General features: G+C 45.0%; 19 protein-coding genes. 4 read left to right on the top strand and 15 right to left on the bottom strand.

Annotated features, from left to right (window positions below; genetic code table 11):
* Positions 1-110 precede the first annotated feature (110 nt).
* The 13 genes from A3762_RS28610 to A3762_RS11815 all read right to left on the bottom strand — a co-directional run bounded on the left by A3762_RS28610 (position 111) and on the right by A3762_RS11815 (position 12,010).
* Positions 111-548 (bottom strand): autotransporter outer membrane beta-barrel domain-containing protein, encoded by a 438-nt coding sequence (locus tag A3762_RS28610; protein WP_068755713.1) that lies wholly within the window; start codon positions 546-548, stop codon positions 111-113.
* The gene (locus tag A3762_RS28605) at positions 526-1,752 is read right to left on the bottom strand and encodes an autotransporter outer membrane beta-barrel domain-containing protein (RefSeq protein ID WP_068755712.1); all 1,227 of its coding nucleotides are present in this window, start codon (positions 1,750-1,752) and stop codon (positions 526-528) included. Before A3762_RS28605 ends, A3762_RS28610 begins: the two co-directional genes overlap by 23 nt.
* 35 nt (positions 1,753-1,787) lie before the next feature.
* The gene (locus A3762_RS11865) at positions 1,788-1,967 is read right to left on the bottom strand and encodes a hypothetical protein (RefSeq protein ID WP_068755711.1); all 180 of its coding nucleotides are present in this window, start codon (positions 1,965-1,967) and stop codon (positions 1,788-1,790) included.
* Between the two features lie 34 nt (positions 1,968-2,001).
* Positions 2,002-2,874 (bottom strand): hypothetical protein, encoded by an 873-nt coding sequence (locus A3762_RS11860; RefSeq protein ID WP_068755710.1) that lies wholly within the window; start codon positions 2,872-2,874, stop codon positions 2,002-2,004.
* A gap of 281 nt (positions 2,875-3,155) precedes the next feature.
* Positions 3,156-4,160 (bottom strand): UDP-N-acetylmuramate dehydrogenase, encoded by a 1,005-nt coding sequence (gene murB, locus A3762_RS11855; protein WP_068755709.1) that lies wholly within the window; start codon positions 4,158-4,160, stop codon positions 3,156-3,158.
* Positions 4,161-4,175: 15 nt separating this feature from the next.
* The gene (locus A3762_RS11850; RefSeq protein ID WP_068755707.1) at positions 4,176-4,640 is read right to left on the bottom strand and encodes a low molecular weight protein-tyrosine-phosphatase; all 465 of its coding nucleotides are present in this window, start codon (positions 4,638-4,640) and stop codon (positions 4,176-4,178) included.
* Positions 4,641-4,642: 2 nt separating this feature from the next.
* Positions 4,643-5,407, bottom strand: coding sequence for a 3-deoxy-manno-octulosonate cytidylyltransferase (gene kdsB / locus A3762_RS11845; RefSeq protein ID WP_068755705.1), 765 nt, complete (start codon positions 5,405-5,407; stop codon positions 4,643-4,645).
* Positions 5,408-5,419: 12 nt separating this feature from the next.
* Positions 5,420-5,608: a Trm112 family protein gene (locus A3762_RS11840; protein WP_068476464.1), complete on the bottom strand. Its 189-nt coding sequence runs from the start codon at positions 5,606-5,608 to the stop codon at positions 5,420-5,422.
* Between the two features lie 27 nt (positions 5,609-5,635).
* The gene (gene lpxK, locus A3762_RS11835) at positions 5,636-6,670 is read right to left on the bottom strand and encodes a tetraacyldisaccharide 4'-kinase (RefSeq protein ID WP_197469219.1); all 1,035 of its coding nucleotides are present in this window, start codon (positions 6,668-6,670) and stop codon (positions 5,636-5,638) included.
* Positions 6,671-6,693: 23 nt separating this feature from the next.
* Positions 6,694-8,463, bottom strand: coding sequence for a lipid A export permease/ATP-binding protein MsbA (msbA, locus tag A3762_RS11830; protein ID WP_068755703.1), 1,770 nt, complete (start codon positions 8,461-8,463; stop codon positions 6,694-6,696).
* 47 nt (positions 8,464-8,510) lie between these two features.
* Positions 8,511-8,933 (bottom strand): biopolymer transporter ExbD, encoded by a 423-nt coding sequence (locus tag A3762_RS11825; protein ID WP_068476202.1) that lies wholly within the window; start codon positions 8,931-8,933, stop codon positions 8,511-8,513.
* Positions 8,930-9,565 carry a MotA/TolQ/ExbB proton channel family protein gene (locus tag A3762_RS11820; RefSeq protein WP_068476468.1) on the bottom strand — a complete coding sequence of 212 codons (636 nt, stop codon included), beginning with the start codon at positions 9,563-9,565 and terminating at the stop codon, positions 8,930-8,932. The genes A3762_RS11825 and A3762_RS11820 overlap by 4 nt, the downstream gene beginning before the upstream one ends.
* A gap of 138 nt (positions 9,566-9,703) precedes the next feature.
* The gene (locus A3762_RS11815) at positions 9,704-12,010 is read right to left on the bottom strand and encodes a DNA internalization-related competence protein ComEC/Rec2 (RefSeq protein ID WP_068755701.1); all 2,307 of its coding nucleotides are present in this window, start codon (positions 12,008-12,010) and stop codon (positions 9,704-9,706) included.
* A gap of 97 nt (positions 12,011-12,107) precedes the next feature.
* Here A3762_RS11815 and A3762_RS11810 point away from each other — a divergent pair, with 97 nt between their 5' ends.
* Positions 12,108-12,629, top strand: coding sequence for a DUF2062 domain-containing protein (locus A3762_RS11810; protein ID WP_068476471.1), 522 nt, complete (start codon positions 12,108-12,110; stop codon positions 12,627-12,629).
* Here A3762_RS11810 and A3762_RS11805 read toward each other — a convergent pair.
* Both A3762_RS11805 and A3762_RS11800 read right to left on the bottom strand, forming a co-directional pair.
* On the bottom strand, positions 12,626-13,309 hold the full coding sequence (locus A3762_RS11805) for an ABC transporter ATP-binding protein (protein WP_068476473.1): 684 nt from the start codon (positions 13,307-13,309) through the stop codon (positions 12,626-12,628). The two genes, A3762_RS11810 and A3762_RS11805, sit on opposite strands and share 4 nt — an antisense overlap.
* Positions 13,302-14,543, bottom strand: a complete 1,242-nt coding sequence (locus A3762_RS11800; protein WP_068755699.1) for a lipoprotein-releasing ABC transporter permease subunit — start codon at positions 14,541-14,543, stop codon at positions 13,302-13,304. The genes A3762_RS11805 and A3762_RS11800 overlap by 8 nt, the downstream gene beginning before the upstream one ends.
* A 135-nt stretch (positions 14,544-14,678) precedes the next feature.
* On the opposite strand from A3762_RS11800, the gene A3762_RS11795 reads away from it, so the two are divergent.
* The 3 genes from A3762_RS11795 (at position 14,679) to aat (ending at position 17,443) form a co-directional block, all read left to right on the top strand.
* The gene (locus tag A3762_RS11795) at positions 14,679-15,605 is read left to right on the top strand and encodes a MoxR family ATPase (protein WP_068755698.1); all 927 of its coding nucleotides are present in this window, start codon (positions 14,679-14,681) and stop codon (positions 15,603-15,605) included.
* A 92-nt stretch (positions 15,606-15,697) separates the two neighbouring features.
* The gene (gene trxB, locus A3762_RS11790) at positions 15,698-16,651 is read left to right on the top strand and encodes a thioredoxin-disulfide reductase (protein WP_068476479.1); all 954 of its coding nucleotides are present in this window, start codon (positions 15,698-15,700) and stop codon (positions 16,649-16,651) included.
* 78 nt (positions 16,652-16,729) lie between these two features.
* Complete coding sequence (gene aat, locus A3762_RS11785) at positions 16,730-17,443, top strand: leucyl/phenylalanyl-tRNA--protein transferase (protein ID WP_068755697.1); 714 nt, start codon at positions 16,730-16,732, stop codon at positions 17,441-17,443.
* The last annotated feature ends 2 nt before the right edge of the window (positions 17,444-17,445 follow it).

The raw sequence follows: 17,445 nt of genomic DNA, 5'->3' as shown, positions 1-17,445 counted from the left end.
CCAATACCAGTTCATCACGATATCACCGCCGACTTCATAGCCATGACTTGATCGAGTGTATGCGCCAGCAAGGCTTAATAACCAATCTTCTTGAAACTCATGATCAACACCTAGCGCAAAAGTGAGCGAGTGCGGGCCCCGATTTTGTCCCACAAAACTCTGGGTATTGCTGGGATCAAAATTAAACGAAGCGCTACGCTATTGCTATCAGCTTGCACATCATAGTCGTAACGAAGTTCCGTACGCATATGGGTTGAGTCAAACTCATTCAGTGCTCGAGATGCCTCCATACCAAGACTAATAACCCCTGAACTAACAATCGCTCGATCAATGGTCATTCCAAGGTTTGGTGCATTCGTTTCGGAGAATTCGTCCTGATCAGCGCGCAAATACGCCAAGCCAATGTATGCGCTGCTATCGACTTGCTCAAGCCAACTTGTATCGTAACGGGCACGCAAACCAAGGTAATTTAACTGAGAATCGTACTCGGCTTCAGCCGTTTCACTGATCGAGCCAAGGGTGGTGCTACGTGATGATTCGGTGGTCAACCAAGCATGACCCAAACCCCCAGATCAGATCCCAACGATCATTCAAACGGTATCCACCATACAAGCCTAAGTGGTAGGCGTCCGAATCAAAGCTCACGTTAGCTTGGTCATGTTCCGTCATGCTCTCGTTGGATAATCCAAAGAATAATCCAAGTTCATAATCATCATGATGGATAAAACTATTCCCAAAGGTATAGCTTGTTAGGTAGTAATCAAAATTACCTAAGTCGCCCTGCCCATCAACCTTGCCATCGATGTAATTAATATTGGCCCAAACACCACTAGGGTGTGAGTAACTGCTTCCGAAGAAAAATGAACCATAGCTCTGAAGATCTACCTCGGTGTCGCGCGCAAGCGTATTCACGCCCAATACCGTATTCAGCATATTGTCGGCTTGCTCAATTTGCACCGTCATCTGCGATGAAATTGGCTCAGGGTGAATACTAGAGAAACTTGGAGCAGCTTGAGAGTTTGTCGTTGTTTGAACCGCGTTAAAGACATTTTGCTGAGCTTGCTGCTGGGCAGGCGTTTGCACGGGCGGTTGAGGGTTACCCGGCGTGCTAGGTGGAGGTGTTGGTTGCGTCGCGACTGTTGGTAATAAATTCGTCACCGATTGTCGATTCCTATGCGCTCTAGCACCAGGGTGCTTTTTCAAACTAACCGGCAGCTGCTCTTCGGCGTAGATGGTTAGATCGGATTTGCCATTGGTGTTGTCGTCAGCAATAAAGAAGTCTATCAATACCGGAACATTTGGTCCTTCCTCCAAGACCACATCATTCTCAATGGTTTGACCCTGCATGACGATATTGCCTGTCGCACCGCTTTTTGCCTCTATCACACGGAACGACTTTCGGTGAAGTTGCGCAGCGGTTGAGTTGTCAGCCACATCAACACGGATAGATTTCATGAGCGTAAGATCAACGCCGCCAGCACCATAAATTATTTTATCGTTTACAGGTGTTGTTCCTCCGGTTGGACCAGTATCAACATCGTAGTAGCCACCATCAAACAAACCTGAATCAATAGCAGCTTGAGAGTTTGTAACTAAACCATTCACAAAACGAACTTGGTTGTCGGTTGTAAGCGTTCCATACGGATCAGACGCAGTGCCCAAATCTAGTACACCAAGTGTTGGAGTTAAGTTAGAGTCACCTTGGATATCTATTCTATCTCCAGTACCACCAATCGTGCCTGAACCAGACAAGCGCCCTTAGACAGTTACGGCAGTATCTACGCTGTTCAAAGAAATATTAATGACGGCCCTAAAACTAACTCGGCGGTCTCGCCGACAACAAAATCACCATTATCAATATTGATAGTCGCGTCGTTCCCCGTAATTTGACCAAATGCCCCAATCACTCCGCGATTATCAACATTGATCGAACCACCTTGAAGTCTTAAGTCTGAGCCAGTCAGCATACGCAAAGAGGCTCTATCCTAGTTAATCGTCAAATTAGGGGGTCAATAAAAGCGTCTCTGCGCGAATTTGATTGAGGTGTGTCGCGTTTAAAATAGTGGGGCTACTTGTATCTTTGGTCTGAATCACTTCCGCTCTTAGATAACCAACAGAGCGATCACACGTTACCGTGTTGTGTCTTCCCGACAAAACCAAACGCCTCGTTTCCAGGTTATCGCTCACTAAATTTACAGTCGTGTCGTTCAGATTTGCGGTGGTGGGTAAAAAAGAGATCGCGCCACCCTCATATGCAAGCGTCGCTCCATCTGCGTTCAAGGTATCGACAGTAACGATCGTCTCAGAAGTTCTGAAGCCAAGTGTTGAGCCAGGATCCAAGGTCAAGACAGAGTGCGAGCCAAAGTCCAAAACCGATTCATGGAACTGTAAGGTCGCGCCCGCTTCAACATTCAGACGATTTTGCCCAGTGAAACTTAATGCACGTCTTGCCGCACCAGCACCAAAAAACTCAAACGCGGTTCCGTTTTTGATATTCCAATCAATGTCCGCAGGGATAGTCGTCCCAGCCATTCCTTTCAACTGATTTGAACCAGTTTCGCTCGTCACGGTAAGCTTCGTACCATTTTGAAAGATTGGTTCTCGGGTATGCCAGTAAACCTTACTATCCTTGAAAGTGAGCGTATTGCTGAGTTGATCGAATTTGAAAATTACATTCGCCTCCAAATCAACATTGTCTAATGTGAGCTTACTCGTCGTAATTGTTTTTCGGAGATTGTCTTCCTGATAAGGCTTGGCACTGCCAATACCACCAACAGAGAAAATTTCTAGTACTCTCTGGCCGGTCCCCTCACCTTTAATCGTGAGGTCGTTCCAAAATTGATCGAGCCCTGGAGGACGAACATCCCCTTCCACACATATTGTGATTTCGAGTATATTTAAGGATCACAGAATCTGGCTGCACTGGGTTAGGATCAGCTCGCGTAGGATAAACGATGCATTCCCCTGAAACTTAGGTAATCAGACTTCTATTAGTCACCTCGCAAGGCGCGGACTACACTTGATTGATGAAAACAATCTGAGCAATAGCAAGAAAAAGCGCAGAGCGTTTAAAGTGACGGACATTATTCTTAGACATCAAAACACCTCCTGTTATTCGCTTTAATATAGCCCAAGAAAAGAGGAATGATTAGTAATTAATCTCTTATTAAAATTGGCTCTTGCTCGAGCTCAATACCATATAGGTCTTTGATCTTATCCTCCACATAGGAGGCTAGTCGAATGATATCTTGTTGCTGCGCACCACCCTGATTGGTCAAGACCAGCGCTTGTTTATCATGCACGGAGGCATTGCCTTGCACATATCCTTTTAAGCCAGCATTTTCTATCAGCCAGCCTGCTGCCAGCTTCATAGAACCTTCGCCAGTAGGGTAACAAACTAAGCTTGGAAAGCGTTGCTTTAGCGCCTCACACGTAGATCTCGAAATCACTGGATTCTTGAAAAAACTACCGGTATTCGGAATAACTTTAGGATCCGGAAGTTTCGCAGATCTGACCCCAATAACGGTGTCTCGCACTTTGGATAAACTTAGGTTTGCCTCATGCGAGAGAGTTTTAAGCTCACCATACTCCAGTACAAACTGCGCTTTGCGCGCCAATCTTAAAACTACTTCGCTAATCACATAACGTCCGCACTCACGTTTGAAAATGCTATCGCGATAGCCGAAGCAACAACGTTCATTAGATAGATCAACGAACACTCTTTGCACTCGATCAAAGGCTCGTACACTCTTTAGAACATCTTTAAGCTCTACGCCATATGCCCCAATGTTTTGCACGGGTGCAGCACCAACACTACCAGGAATCAAAGAAAGGTTTTCTAAACCGTAGTAACTGTTTTCAACAGCCCATGCGACAAGCTCATCCCAAACAACCGATGCGCCAACTTTTACCACTACATGATCAAGGTCTCGTGCGATACATTCTAGAGTGTGATTAACAACTTGAACGACAGGACGTTGAATAACAGGAGGAAGCACCACATTACTTCCACCACCGAGAATCAATACATCCTCTGGATGCGCGTAAAAAAAGTCACTGATCACTTGTTCTGAACTTAACTCAAAAAATTGCTCAGCGACACAAGGCAACGCCATCGTATTCGAGGAGGACAGATCTTTTCTAAGTGGCTCAAGAGACATAAGAAATAAGACTAGCTATAGGCGACTTTGTATTTCATCGAGCAATCCATCGCAGGCAGATTCAACAAGATCCAATACATGCTCGAAACCTTGTTCGCCGCCGTAGTATGGATCGGGCACTTCTTGCTCGGAGAAAGCCCCATAACTCAAAAACAAAACCGGCTGCGTTCGTGCTCCAGCAGGTATGATACTTTGAAGGTCTTTCAGATTTGCGTTATCCATCGCAAGAACATAGTCAAAGGTATCAAAATCATCAGGACTAACCTGCCGTGCTCTTAGATGCGACAACTCATAACCGCGCTTTGCAGCATGTTGCGAAGCACGAGGATCGGGGCTTTCTCCAACATGCCACGCTCCAGTGCCACATGAATCGGTATACACCTGAGAAGCCAAACCTCTTTCGCGAACCTTTTCTTCAAACACACCATGTGCAGTGGGAGAGCGACAAATATTACCTAAGCAAACGAATAAGACTTTCATCGTTATCGGTTCTCGAAATGCGCACGAACTCGGTCTAAGTCTTCTTGCGTATCGACACCTGCTGGGGGAGTTTGCTTGGCAAGCTCGATATGAATTTTGACGCCATTACTCAAGGCCCTAAGCTGCTCAAGTTTTTCCACTTTCTCAGTCATACTCGGTACCCATTGAACATATTGCTTCAAGAAGCCAGCTCGGTAAGCATACATTCCAATATGACGAAAATACTCAGCTGTCGAAGATAAGCGCGGCGGTTTTTCGCTCAATGCATCGCGCGCATAAGGAATCGGTGCGCGACTAAAATAAGACGCGAAACCATGTTCATCAAATACAACCTTTACTGCATTCGGATTCAATACCGTATCTAAATCTAGAATTCTCTCGCAAAGCGTTGCAATACCAGCCTCAGGATGTGCACTCAAATTCTGAGCAACTTGCTCAATGAGTGCTGCAGGAATCAACGGTTCATCGCCCTGAACATTGACGATTATTTCATCATCATCCATATCAAGTTCACGAACAACTTCTTCCAAGCGGTCCGTACCAGATGGATGATCAGGAGATGTCATCACCACATCTGCGCCGAAGTCTAAGCAGGCTCCTTCGATATCCGTATTATCAGTTGCAACGATAATGCGCTGCGCACCTAGATCTTTCACTTGCTCGTAAACGTGTCGAATCATTGGTTTGCCCGCGATATCTATAAGAGGCTTTCCAGGAAGTCGTTGCGAAGCAAAGCGCGCGGGGATAATCACGGAATAAGGTTGCATCGGATTTCCAGATTAGTCTTTGCTTAGTTTTTCATCTGTCGTGAGAGTGCGGGCTTCGTTCTCAAGCATCACAGGAATGCCATCGCGAATAGGAAAAGCTAAGCCATCCGCTTTGCAGATGAGCTCTGACGCATCACGGTCATATTTTAGTTCGCCTTTACAAATTGGGCATGCGAGGATCGCCAGAAGTTTTTTATCCAAAACTAAGTTCCTAATCGAATATCTAAATTAATGTATGGTGCGCAAGCGGCCAGAAAGTTTGAGCTGATTGTAAAGCTTATCAGTGAGTTTGTCTTGGAGCTCCGGACTTACACGCAGAAACCACGCATCTTGAATACCTAAATCTCTACATTTCGCTGCGTCTTTTTCAGTCATCACTACCACCCCATTGATCGAAGAAAAGTCTTCATTACTGTAGGCATAGTGATCTGGCTTTGCAGTGTTCTTTGTTGTCAGACCAAGAGAGGCTAGCAAAAAGAAAAAACGCTGAGGATTGCCAATTGCTGCTACGGCACTGATAGGCTGCGATGAATATTTTTCAACAAATGCTGCGACCTCCAAACATTCAGAACCGTCCAAACGCACGAACTCTTTCGGCAATAAAGTCATTGCACTTGTCGAAACCGAACGAGGTAATTTTATAGATGAATCTAACTCACCATTGATGACAACCGCATCCATATCAGCCAAACGGTTAACAGGCTCACGCAAAGGGCCAACGGGTAACACCCAGCCATTGCCAAAGCCACGCTGTCCATCGATAACGCAGAGTTCAAGATCTCGATACATGGCATGATGTTGCAGACCATCATCTGCAATCACTAAATCCACACCTAAATCTTCTAATGCTTTAACTGCCAATGCGCGTTGCGGAGATAAGGCAATATCACACGCCAATAATCGTTTGAGCATAAGTGGCTCATCACCTACTTCATTTGCTGAACTATCAGCATGCACAAGACGCACTTCATTTTTTGGAATAGAGACACCATAGCCGCGGCTCACAACGCCAACACGATACCCGCGTTGCTCAAAGTCGCGCACCAACAAACTCACCAGCGGAGACTTACCCGTGCCACCCGCCGTTAAATTACCTACAACAATCACTGGAACCTTAGATTTAGGAGGTGAACTTGAAAGCAGTCCAGATATTCGAATGACAAGCCAATAAAGAATCGAAAAAGGCGCAAGCAGATAAATCCAAAGCTTGTTTGAGTACCAAGCTTTGGTAATCACTTGCTCAATATTAGAGTGGTCGTTCACGCTTATCGCCTAATCCCTTGAGCTTAGTGATCGTCAGAAAGTGCCATGTTATAGAGTTTTGCGTATTCCCCATCTTTCTCTAACAACTCAGCATGCGCACCTTGCTCAACAATATGCCCTTCGTCCATCACGACGATAATATCTGCATTTTCAATCGTTGAGAGACGATGTGCGATAACTAAAGTAGTGCGCCCTTTCATAAGCTCATCCAACTCACGCTGAATCACTTTTTCTGATTCGTTATCGAGTGCAGACGTCGCTTCATCGAGAATCAATAAAGGCGCATCTTTTAAAAGGGCGCGAGCGATCGCCAAACGTTGACGTTGGCCGCCAGAGAGAGAGACGCCATTGTCGCCAATCTCAGTATCAAAACCGTTTTCTTTATCGTTGATAAATTCAAGCGCGTTAGCTTTCTCCGCGACTGAAGCCAGTGTCTCAGCATCGGCGCCATTTAGAGTGCCGTAGGCGATATTATTGGCGATCGTGTCATTAAATAATGTCACATGTTGCGTCACGAGCGAGATTTGGTCACGCAAAGAACGCAACGTGAAATCCGTAAGAGGAACACCATCGAGCTCGATGGAACCAGAGCTTGGTTCATAAAAGCGTGGTAACAAGTTTGCGACGGTAGACTTACCACTACCTGAGCGACCGACCAAGGCAACTGTCTGACCCGGTGCTACGCGCAGATTAAAGCCTTTGAGTACATCATTATCGCTTGTCGGATAACGAAAACGGACATCCTTAAAAACTAGCTCGCCTTGAACTTTCTCAAGAGTGCGCTCACCTTCATCTTTCTCAGGCTCGGAATCCATGATAGTAAACAAGTCACGCGACGCAGCGAGACCACGCTGAATTTTCTCATTCACTTGAGTCAACTGACGAATCGGCTTAGCCATAGTGGATGCCGCTGTGATGATCACGACAAATTGCGCAGCAGTCATATCACCAATGACATCGGGAGCAAGTGCCAACCAAATTAAAATCGCAATAGATAAAGCGACTAAAAGCTGGATAACCGGTGTGCTGATCATCTTGGTAAATTCAAGCTTTAGGCTCTGTATTAGGTTGTACTCACTCGAGCCTTGAAAGCGCTCTTGCTCATACTTCTCGCCACCAAATATTCGAACAACCTTATAGCCCGTAACAATCTCAGAAGTTACATGTGTAACATCGCCAACTGAGCCCATAATGCGCTTACTCAGTTTTCGAAAACGCTTGCTGACGTAACTAATCACAAACCCAATAATTGGACCAAGGCTGAGGAAGATTAAGGTCAATTTCCAGTTCGAGGTAAGCATCACACCAAGGAGGAATAGAACAGTTAAGCCCTCTCGAACAGTCACTGTAATAGCATCCGTCGCGGCCGAGGAGACCTGCTCTACATTAAAGGTGATACGCGAAATCAGATGGCCAGAAGAATTGCTATCAAAAAATGAAGTTGGCAACTTCAAGTAACTATCGAAGATCTCAAGGCGCATTTTATGAACGATATTACGGCCAACATAGGCGATATAATATCCTCCTAAAAAGCCACCTACGCCACGCATGGCAAAGAGAAGCAATATAACTGCTGGCAGTAGAAGTCTCCCTTCAGGAGTCGGAGACTCAATAGTCTCAATCACAAATTCTAGCGCTTTAACCATTGCGGCACTGGCACCGGCATAAACAAAGTTGCCGATCACACTCAGTGCAAAGAAAAATTTGAGAGGTTTGAGATATACCAATAAACGGCGATAAAGCTGCCAGTTGGAATCTTCATTTTGCGGTAACGCTTTCGCGTCTTTTGTCATTACAATTTGCTCGCGTAAACAAAGCTCTAGCTTAGGCTAGAGCTTTTTTAGTTTTTCGACTGTGCTCGTTGTGTCGTGATACTAAGCTGAACAAATCCAAGTTGACCTGCAACATCCATCACACGAACCACAAACTCGTGATCAGTTTTGGAATCTGCTGTAATAATGAAAGGAATCTTGGTGTTTCCATTCGAGATTTTCTCGACGGCTTTCTTCAAGGTATCTTCCTGATTGTTGATGAGTGCGCGCTCATTAACCGAGAACTCACCTTCAGCATTGATGATCACTTCTATTTCTTCAGCCAATGGTTTAGCAGGATCTGCGCTCGACTGCGGCAAATCAATCTCCAAGTGGCTTTCTTTGGTAAAAGTGGTCGATACCATGAAAAAAATCAACAACAAAAACACCACGTCAATCAGCGGTGTTAAGTTGACTGATACTTCTTCAGAAGCTTGGCGCTTGAAATTCAAGGTTGTTTTTCCTCTGCACGCGTCGGCTCACGCTCACCGTGAACAATCTCTACAAGGCGCAATGCGTCTTGTTCCATGTCTATCACAATTTCGTCAACACGTCGTAGGAAATAACGGTGGAAGATCAATGCTGGAATAGCGACAGTCAAACCGGCTGCCGTCGTAATCAGTGCTTCCGAAATACCACCTGCAAGCGCTGCAGCGTTACCAGCACCCTCTAATTGTAATTGAGCAAAAACCTTGATCATACCGATAACGGTTCCTAACAAACCAAGTAGGGGCGTGATCACAGCTACAGTACCAAGACCCGTTAAGAAACGTTCCATTTCATGCACGACATGGCTCGCTTCTTCTTGAATGCTTTCTTTCATGACTTCGCGGCCATGTTTCGCATTCACTAGACCCGCAGCTAAAATTCGGCCGATCGGCGCAGCTTCTTTCAATTCACGAAGCTTTTTAGAGTCTAATTCTTTGCGTTTAATCCAGCCCCACAAATCATTAACAAGCGCTTTCGGAGCGAGGCGATTAGCACGTAAAGTCCAGAATCGTTCAATAATAATTGCTAAGGCTAAAACAGAACAAAGCAATAGCGGGAACATAATAATCCCACCGGGCTTTAATAGATCTAACACAGAGGTTCTCCTAAGAAGCGAGGCCGCTTTAATTTTTTTATAACAGCAACAGTGCCGAATGTCGGTACTTTATCATAAACCCAGTGTTTGAGAAGTCTGCCCCCCTATTCAATTGGTTACGTTTCAGAAATCTGTGAATTAAGGTAGGAGCCAATAGTTATTTGCATCACTTCTTGTCCTTGTAACACTAAGTCCTCGATCAGTGACATCGAAAAAAATGGCTCCGCTTTCATAAGTAATCAAGGGATTTGCTGCGTGAGAATTTATCCTTTCCAATACGCTCGCATGCGGATGATTAAATCGGTTTGCATAGCCAGCAGAAAAAACGACATATCCAGGTTGAACATGCTTCAAGAAAGCATGATTGCTCGCCTTAAATGCACCGTGATGCCCCGCAATAAGAACGTCTGCATCTAGAAGATCTATTTTATTGTTTTCGTAGTAGTGACGAACAAAATCAAACTCTTCTTCACCTTCTATATCCCCCATTAACAAAAACGACGTATCGTAGAAAGTCACCTTGAGAACACAAGAGCGCGCGTTGCTATTTTTTGACAAACCAGATACATCGAGGGGCCAAAGCACTTCGACACTAATATTAGAAGCGCCCCACGTTTGCCCGACAAGACAACTCTCTGTGTTTGTCTTAGTTTTGAGTCTATCAGGCTCACCACTTACGATTTCTCGCGGCCTTAAGGTCTTCACACCCCAGTCGCTATCGCCGGCATGATCTGCATCTCCATGACTTATCACTAATAAATCGAGTTCGTTTAAACCATACTTGATGAAATACGGTCGAAGCACATGCCGAGCCGACGAGTAACGTTCATAACTAGGCCCCGTGTCATACACTATTGTGAGGCTAGGTGATTGCATGACAATGGAAAGTCCCTGACCAACATCAAGCACCGAGAGACGATATCGTTCCAACAATTTAGATTTTTCGGGCTCGTTCTCCGAGAATAAAAACAGATATAAAAACAGCAAAAGACTGCCGCCCAGCCACTTAGATACTCCGATCAACACAACCGACATTATCAGCAACAAAATAAACAAACATTGCATTATTGGATGCTGCAGTTTTAGTCCTGAGCTTTGCGAAAGCTGTTCTCCTGAAGCAAGAAAAGCGAGCAGAAAGTCCAAAATCACATCCACAATAAAGAAGCCATGATTTGCCAAGTCGTAAAAAAACACACTTAGCAGACTTAAAATTAAGACCGAAGGAAGCACAACTAAGGACACCCATGGGATCGCTATTAAATTCCCCGCTAAGCTAAATAAGGAGTTCGACAACCCAAAATTCATCTGCGCAAGCCAGACAAATAAGAACAAGATAATTTGAACAACACAAAGCTGAAGCAAGCTAGGCAGCGTAACCAGTCGCGGAATGAATGAATAGATGAACAACAACGCCGCCACGGCACCAAATGAAAACCAAAACCCCGCACTGAGTGGAGATAATGGGTCAAGCGCTAACACCACGAACAAAGCAAGCATCCATGCTTGAAAGGTATTCGCTGGAATGCGACCAAGAATGACTAGCATACCTATTAAGACCATCACGTAAGCGCGCTGTGCAGACGGCGACAAACCAACTAAAGCGATGTAAAATAACCCCATTATGGCCACGATAGGTAAAGCAAACCGAGCCAAATTAAGTCGCAACATTATGGCGAGCAAACCAAAGCATACTAAGCCGACATGTAGACCGGAGATCGCCATAAGATGCTGCGTCCCGCTGTCTTGCAGTGCCTGATTTTCGTCGATTGATATGTCGGCACGATGCCCTAGAACAAGCGCAATAACCAAACCTTTATGTTCATAACCATCTAAAAGTTGCGCCAAATGCTCATAGATCCGCAACCTTAACTGAGTCAAGCGGCCTGACTTCCACTCGGTCGAATGACAATCGCGCTCGACAACGCGATTTACCTTTGCAAAGCCAACAACGCGCTCATAAAACAAATGCCTTTCATAACTCCCAACCCAAGGGTTATAGCTAAACTTTGGGGATTTCAGCGTTACTTGAATCGAAGAGCACTGCGTATTTAATAGATTAGAAAAGTCATAGCTCGCTGAGACATAGAATTTGCCGGTATCAGAACAGTAGGGAATAGAGAAACCATATTGGCTATAGCGAGGCAGGCCGCAGAGATATCCCTGCAACAGCACCTCATTCCCAGTTTCGTTCACGGATACACGTTGAGCCGAATGTTGAGCCACTTCGTACTGCGCATAGGTATAAGCAACACAACACGCAATGGCCGAAACGAGACTCAGCACAATTAAGCGACGATTGGTTAAATCAGAGTGAGTATGACAAGCGTGACGAATGACACAGAGTGCTACAAACAGAAACGTAAAAAATATTAACGCATTAAAAATAGGTACACTAAAATGCACCAGCATCGCGCCAACACAAAAGGCGGATAAAATTAGATACATTGTCTCTTCCGTGAGATAAGATGCCCGCGCGATCCATGTGCGGTTTTACAAGCCATGCGAATATCAGGTTTAGACGCTCGCTGACAAGAATTACATCATGCCAAAAGATTTACTAAAAAAGTATCTCCCTAATCCAGATACCATTAAAGACAATAAGTCTCTTCGTTTCTTGGGCGATGTCATTCATGAACCAAACCTGTGGCACATGAATCGTCACAGCGTAACGAAAGCAATCGCTATCGGTTTTTTCTGGGGCTGCATGCCTATGCCCTTTCAGATGGTTGCTGCGGCATTTGTCGCAGTCTGGCTCAATGCAAACTTACCGCTCTCCGTAGCAACAGTATGGTTTAGCAACCCCATCACAATGCCTCCGATCTTCTATTTCGAATACCTTGTAGGCGCTTGGGTTCTGCAAATGCCACCGCTTGGTTTTGAGTATGAACTGACTTGGGAGTGGCTCTCAGAACGCCTTTACACAGTTGGCGTGCCTTTATATTTGGGAGCAGTGATTTGTGGAATTATCGGAGGCTTCGCTAGCTACTTCATTGTTGGCTGGCTTTGGAAGAGAAACGTAAAGAAAAGATGGACTGAACGAAAAGCGCGTCGAGAACAGGCTTAACGTTCAACTAATCCACCTCGCTCTAACACAAGTGTTCGATCCATTTTTTGGGCGAGCGCCATATCGTGCGTCACGACGACAAAACTAGTCCCTATCTCTTGTCGCAAAGTAAGCATCAAAGCTTGAATAGATTCCGCAGTCTCGGCATCTAGATTACCAGTAGGCTCGTCCATCATGACTACTCGTGGCGAGTTAACAAGCGCACGTGCAATGGCTACGCGCTGACGTTCCCCTCCAGAAAGTTCAGCAGGTTTATGTCCCAAGCGTTCTTTTAAACCAACTCGTTCAAGTAAATCAGCCGCTTTACTCATTGCTTCGCGATTAGACATACCAGCAATAATTAATGGCATTGCGGCATTTTCTTGCGCCGTAAATTCCGCCAAAAGGTGATGAAATTGATATACAAAGCCAAGCTGTTGATTTCGTAACTTCGTAATTTGTTTTTCTTTCGCTTGTGATAAATTTTGTCCGCAAAGAACCACATCACCAGCACTTGGCGAATCTAAACCACCAAGTATATTTAACAAGGTTGTTTTTCCTGCCCCGGAAGTCCCGACTATACCGACAGTTTCACTGACAGAAAGTTGAAAATCGAGATTCTCAAAAATACAAAGCTCGCTCTTACCATCGCTATAACGTTTACTGAGGCTAGACGCCTGAATGACGATCTCATTACTCATAGCGAAGTGCCTCCGCTGGTTTCACTTTTGACGCGCGCCATGCAGGATAAAGTGTGGCCAATAAACTTAAGCTCAATGCAGAACCTGTAATCACACTGACATCAGTCCAACGTAATTCGGAGGGAAGATCACTAATGAAATAGACGTCTGGATTCAAAAACTGCATTTGCAGCACGCCTTCAACAAAGGCAATAATTTCTGACACGTTTGAAGCCAACAAGACACCTAATATGGTTCCAACTATCGTTCCAACAACACCGATATACGCACCCTGAACGATAAAGATTCCCATAATTGCACGAGGACTCGCGCCTATTGTCCGCAGAATGGCAATGTCTGCCGTTTTGTCTGTGACGACCATAACTAAGGTCGAAATAATATTGAACGCAGCAACCGCTACGATCACCATCAACAAGAGCCCAATCAAGGTTTTTTCCATTTTAATGGCTGAGAATAAATTACCGTGAGTAAGCGTCCAATCGATACTGTAATACGCCTCATCCAAACTACTCGCCAACTGCCTTGATACATATGGCGCATCGAATAAGTTATCCATCTTGAGCCGAATACCATTTACGTATCCCTGCATACGCATGACTTTCGCAGCATCTTCTAGATGGATCAGAGCAAGCTGCCCATCTAAGTCGGCACCAACACGAAAAATACCACTAACCGTAAAACGCTTTAGCCGAGGAAAAACACCTGCCGGCGTTAACGAAGCTTCAGGTAATACGACAGTAACGCGATCCCCTTTTTGCACACGCAATTGTCGTGCAAGCATATCGCCCAGAACTATTCGAAATTCCCCGCTTTGAAGATCGTCCAGACTACCTTGCACCATGTGGTTCTCAATAATCGAGACCGTTTTCTCCTCTTCTGGCAACACGCCATTCAATTGCGCTCCTTGAACAAGACCCGAAGCGCTCAACATACCTTTGATTTGAATAAAAGGAGCGGCAGAGACTACTTTAGGATGCGCAGTCACTAATTCGTCAACGCTCTGCCAATCTTGCATCGTGGCATAGGGTTTAATAACAGCGTGAGGAACCATTCCCAATATGCGCGTTCTGAGCTCTCGATCGAAGCCATTCATTACCGAAAGAACGGTAATCAACAAGGCAACACCGATAATCAAACCAAGCATCGATATGACAGATATAAACGATATAAAGTGGTTGCTTCGTTTTACAGACGTATAACGATAACCAATGAGTGCGGGATACCAATTTTTCATGACAGCATTAAATCACATGATGGGTACAGGCAATAGTTACTGCCCTGCAATGCACTTTATTCCATCAAAAAAAGAGCAAAGACTTCAAGTATTTGCTTTAATGAATACATCAATTTTGAAGAAACACGCAGTACCATGCCCAACATAGATCCTCATATTGCAAAGACTCTAATCGACCAAAGCCTCGCGCAACTTAATCAAATTATATTAGGCAAAGAGAAAGAAACAAAGCTTGCGCTTTGTTGTGTGTTAGCGCAGGGGCATCTTCTCATTGAAGATATTCCTGGCATGGGCAAAACAACCTTAAGCCACGCATTAGCAAGAACGCTCGGCTTAAAATATAAGCGCGCACAATTTACAAGCGACATGCTCCCTGCTGACATTATTGGGGGCAATATTTTTGACAAAAATTCCGGCAAGCTGCTTTTTCAACGAGGTCCGATTTTTAGCAATATCGTACTAGCGGACGAAATTAATCGTGCTCCACCAAAAACTCAAAGCGCCATGCTTGAAGCGATGGAAGAAAAGCGCGTATCAATCGATGGACGGACCCGCGATTTGGCCAGCCCTTTTGTCGTAATCGCCACACAAAATCCTGTTGAACAATCTGGAACTTACCCTCTCCCAGAATCACAACTGGACCGGTTCATGATGCGTATCAGCCTAGGCTACCCAAGTGAGGAGGATGAAAAGGCACTTCTGACAGGTAAAAGCAGAACTACATTATTGGAATCCGTAAGCCCACTATTAAATGAAGAACAGGTTATTGCTCTTCAAGAAATGAGTCAGTCGATTCAAGTCCCAGATAAAGTAATCGACTATGTATTCCGTTTAGCTAAATTTAGTCGAGAACTAGAACGCCAGCACGGGTTATCACCTCGCGCCAACCTTTCTCTGATTGCTGCAGTACGCGCTTGGGCGTTTTTAAATCATCGAGAAACGGTCATCCCAGACGATATTCAGGACGTATTTCCATATATTTGTGATCACCGGATGCCCCATTCCCACAGCCAATCGCAAAAAATTAGTAATAAAATCTTAAATTCGGTAGATATTTTCTAGTTCGTCCTTATATATAGGGCATCGTTTTTAACAGTGCATGAAATTACTCCTCATGCACCAGAACCAATTTGAATTCAGTGTTGAGGTACCTCATGAGCGAAGCAAAACATGCAAAATTATTGATCTTAGGATCAGGCCCTGCTGGCTATACAGCCGCCGTTTATGGAGCGCGCGCCAACTTGAACCCAGTTGTAATTACTGGCATCCAAGCGGGCGGCCAATTAACCCAAACGACTGAAGTAGATAACTGGCCTGGTGATGTAGAAGGCTTGCAAGGTCCGGACTTAATGGCACGCATGCAAGCTCACGCCGAGCGTTTTGATACCGAGATTGTGTTTGACCACATCAACAAAGCTGATTTGAGTCAAAAACCATTTCGCCTTAGCGGTGATTCAGGCGAATACACCTGTGATGCATTGATTATTGCGACAGGCGCATCTGCTCAATATCTTGGCCTCGAATCAGAAGAAGCATTTTCTGGCCGTGGTGTCAGTGCATGTGCAACCTGTGATGGTTTCTTCTATCGCAATCAAACGGTATGTGTTGTTGGTGGCGGTAATACAGCTGTAGAAGAGGCTCTCTATCTTTCTAATATCGCGAAAGAAGTAATTTTGATTCACCGTCGTGACACCTTGCGCTCAGAAAAGATATTGCAAGACAAGATTCGCGACAAAGCTGAGAATGGCAATATTCGTTTCGAATGGAACCATACTCTTGATGAAGTTCTTGGTGATGATGCTGGCGTTACCGGCGTTCGTATCAAGTCAACGGAAACAGGCGAAACCAAAGAAATCGATCTAACCGGCGTATTCATCGCGATTGGACACAAACCAAACACAGATCTATTCGACGGTCAGCTTGAAATGGACAATGGCTACCTCACTATTAAGTCTGGCCTTAATGGCGGCGTTACAGCTACGAGCATTCCTGGCGTATTCGCTGCCGGCGATGTGACCGACCAAGTATATCGTCAAGCTATTACGTCTGCTGGCTTCGGCTGTATGGCAGCACTTGATGCTGAAAAGTATCTGGACGATCTCGAGTAAGTTAGGTCCGTTTAAAACTATTAAAAGGCCGAATTGTTTATCTATACTTTAGAACTAAAGAATAATTCGGCCTAAGTTATGAGCTTACTACCTTGGCTAAACCCTCAGGATAACTTCCCTTCCGTCGACTCAGCTTTAGACGATCCAAATGGATTGCTAGCCGCTGGCGGCGATCTTAGCGAAGAGCGCCTAATACAAGCTTACCGTAACGGTATTTTCCCTTGGTCTAGCGATGACCAACCCCTCCTATGGTGGAGCCCAGATCCACGCTGTGTGATATTTCCTAATCACGTACACATATCCAGATCACTTAAGAAAGCGATTAGAAAAGGCGGCTTCAGCGTAAGCTTTGATCAAAGCTTCAAAGAAGTGATCGATCATTGCGCTCGAGGTGAAGAACATTCTGGAGGCTGGATTACCGAAGAAATGAAATACGCCTACCTAAACCTAGCCGAACGCGGCATCGCTCACTCTATTGAAGTGTGGTGGAATGACCTACTTGTTGGTGGACTCTATGGGTTAAGTTTTGGCCGCACATTTTTTGGTGAGTCTATGTTTTCGTTAAAGAGTAATGCGTCAAAAATTGCTTTTGCTGCATTGTGCACTCAAGCAAGAAACTGGAACTTCCCCTTGATTGATTGCCAAATGGAGAATGAACACCTACTCTCTCTTGGTGCAGAACTCATCCCACGAGATGTATTTATGGAAAAAATACAACACGGAATGAAACACAAGGAAGCGTTATCTTGGCGCTTTGATGAAGATATTCTTGATCAAATACTAGCAAGCTGAGG

This window comes from Oleiphilus sp. HI0125 (assembly GCF_001635355.1).
Note: the sequence above shows the minus strand (reverse complement) of the source record. Positions and strands in the feature narration are given on the sequence as shown.

Coding starts and splice junctions, on each gene's coding strand:
- msbA (WP_068755703.1), bottom strand. CDS start 8,463: ATGACAAAAGACGCGAAAGCGTTACCGCAAAATGAAGATTCCAACTGG.
- murB (WP_068755709.1), bottom strand. CDS start 4,160: ATGTCTCTTGAGCCACTTAGAAAAGATCTGTCCTCCTCGAATACGATG.
- A3762_RS11805 (WP_068476473.1), bottom strand. CDS start 13,309: ATGAGTAATGAGATCGTCATTCAGGCGTCTAGCCTCAGTAAACGTTAT.
- A3762_RS11850 (WP_068755707.1), bottom strand. CDS start 4,640: ATGAAAGTCTTATTCGTTTGCTTAGGTAATATTTGTCGCTCTCCCACT.
- A3762_RS11810 (WP_068476471.1), top strand. CDS start 12,108: ATGCCAAAAGATTTACTAAAAAAGTATCTCCCTAATCCAGATACCATT.
- trxB (WP_068476479.1), top strand. CDS start 15,698: ATGAGCGAAGCAAAACATGCAAAATTATTGATCTTAGGATCAGGCCCT.
- A3762_RS11865 (WP_068755711.1), bottom strand. CDS start 1,967: ATGCTGACTGGCTCAGACTTAAGACTTCAAGGTGGTTCGATCAATGTT.
- aat (WP_068755697.1), top strand. CDS start 16,730: ATGAGCTTACTACCTTGGCTAAACCCTCAGGATAACTTCCCTTCCGTC.
- A3762_RS11815 (WP_068755701.1), bottom strand. CDS start 12,010: ATGTATCTAATTTTATCCGCCTTTTGTGTTGGCGCGATGCTGGTGCAT.
- A3762_RS11800 (WP_068755699.1), bottom strand. CDS start 14,543: ATGAAAAATTGGTATCCCGCACTCATTGGTTATCGTTATACGTCTGTA.
- kdsB (WP_068755705.1), bottom strand. CDS start 5,407: ATGCAACCTTATTCCGTGATTATCCCCGCGCGCTTTGCTTCGCAACGA.
- A3762_RS11795 (WP_068755698.1), top strand. CDS start 14,679: ATGCCCAACATAGATCCTCATATTGCAAAGACTCTAATCGACCAAAGC.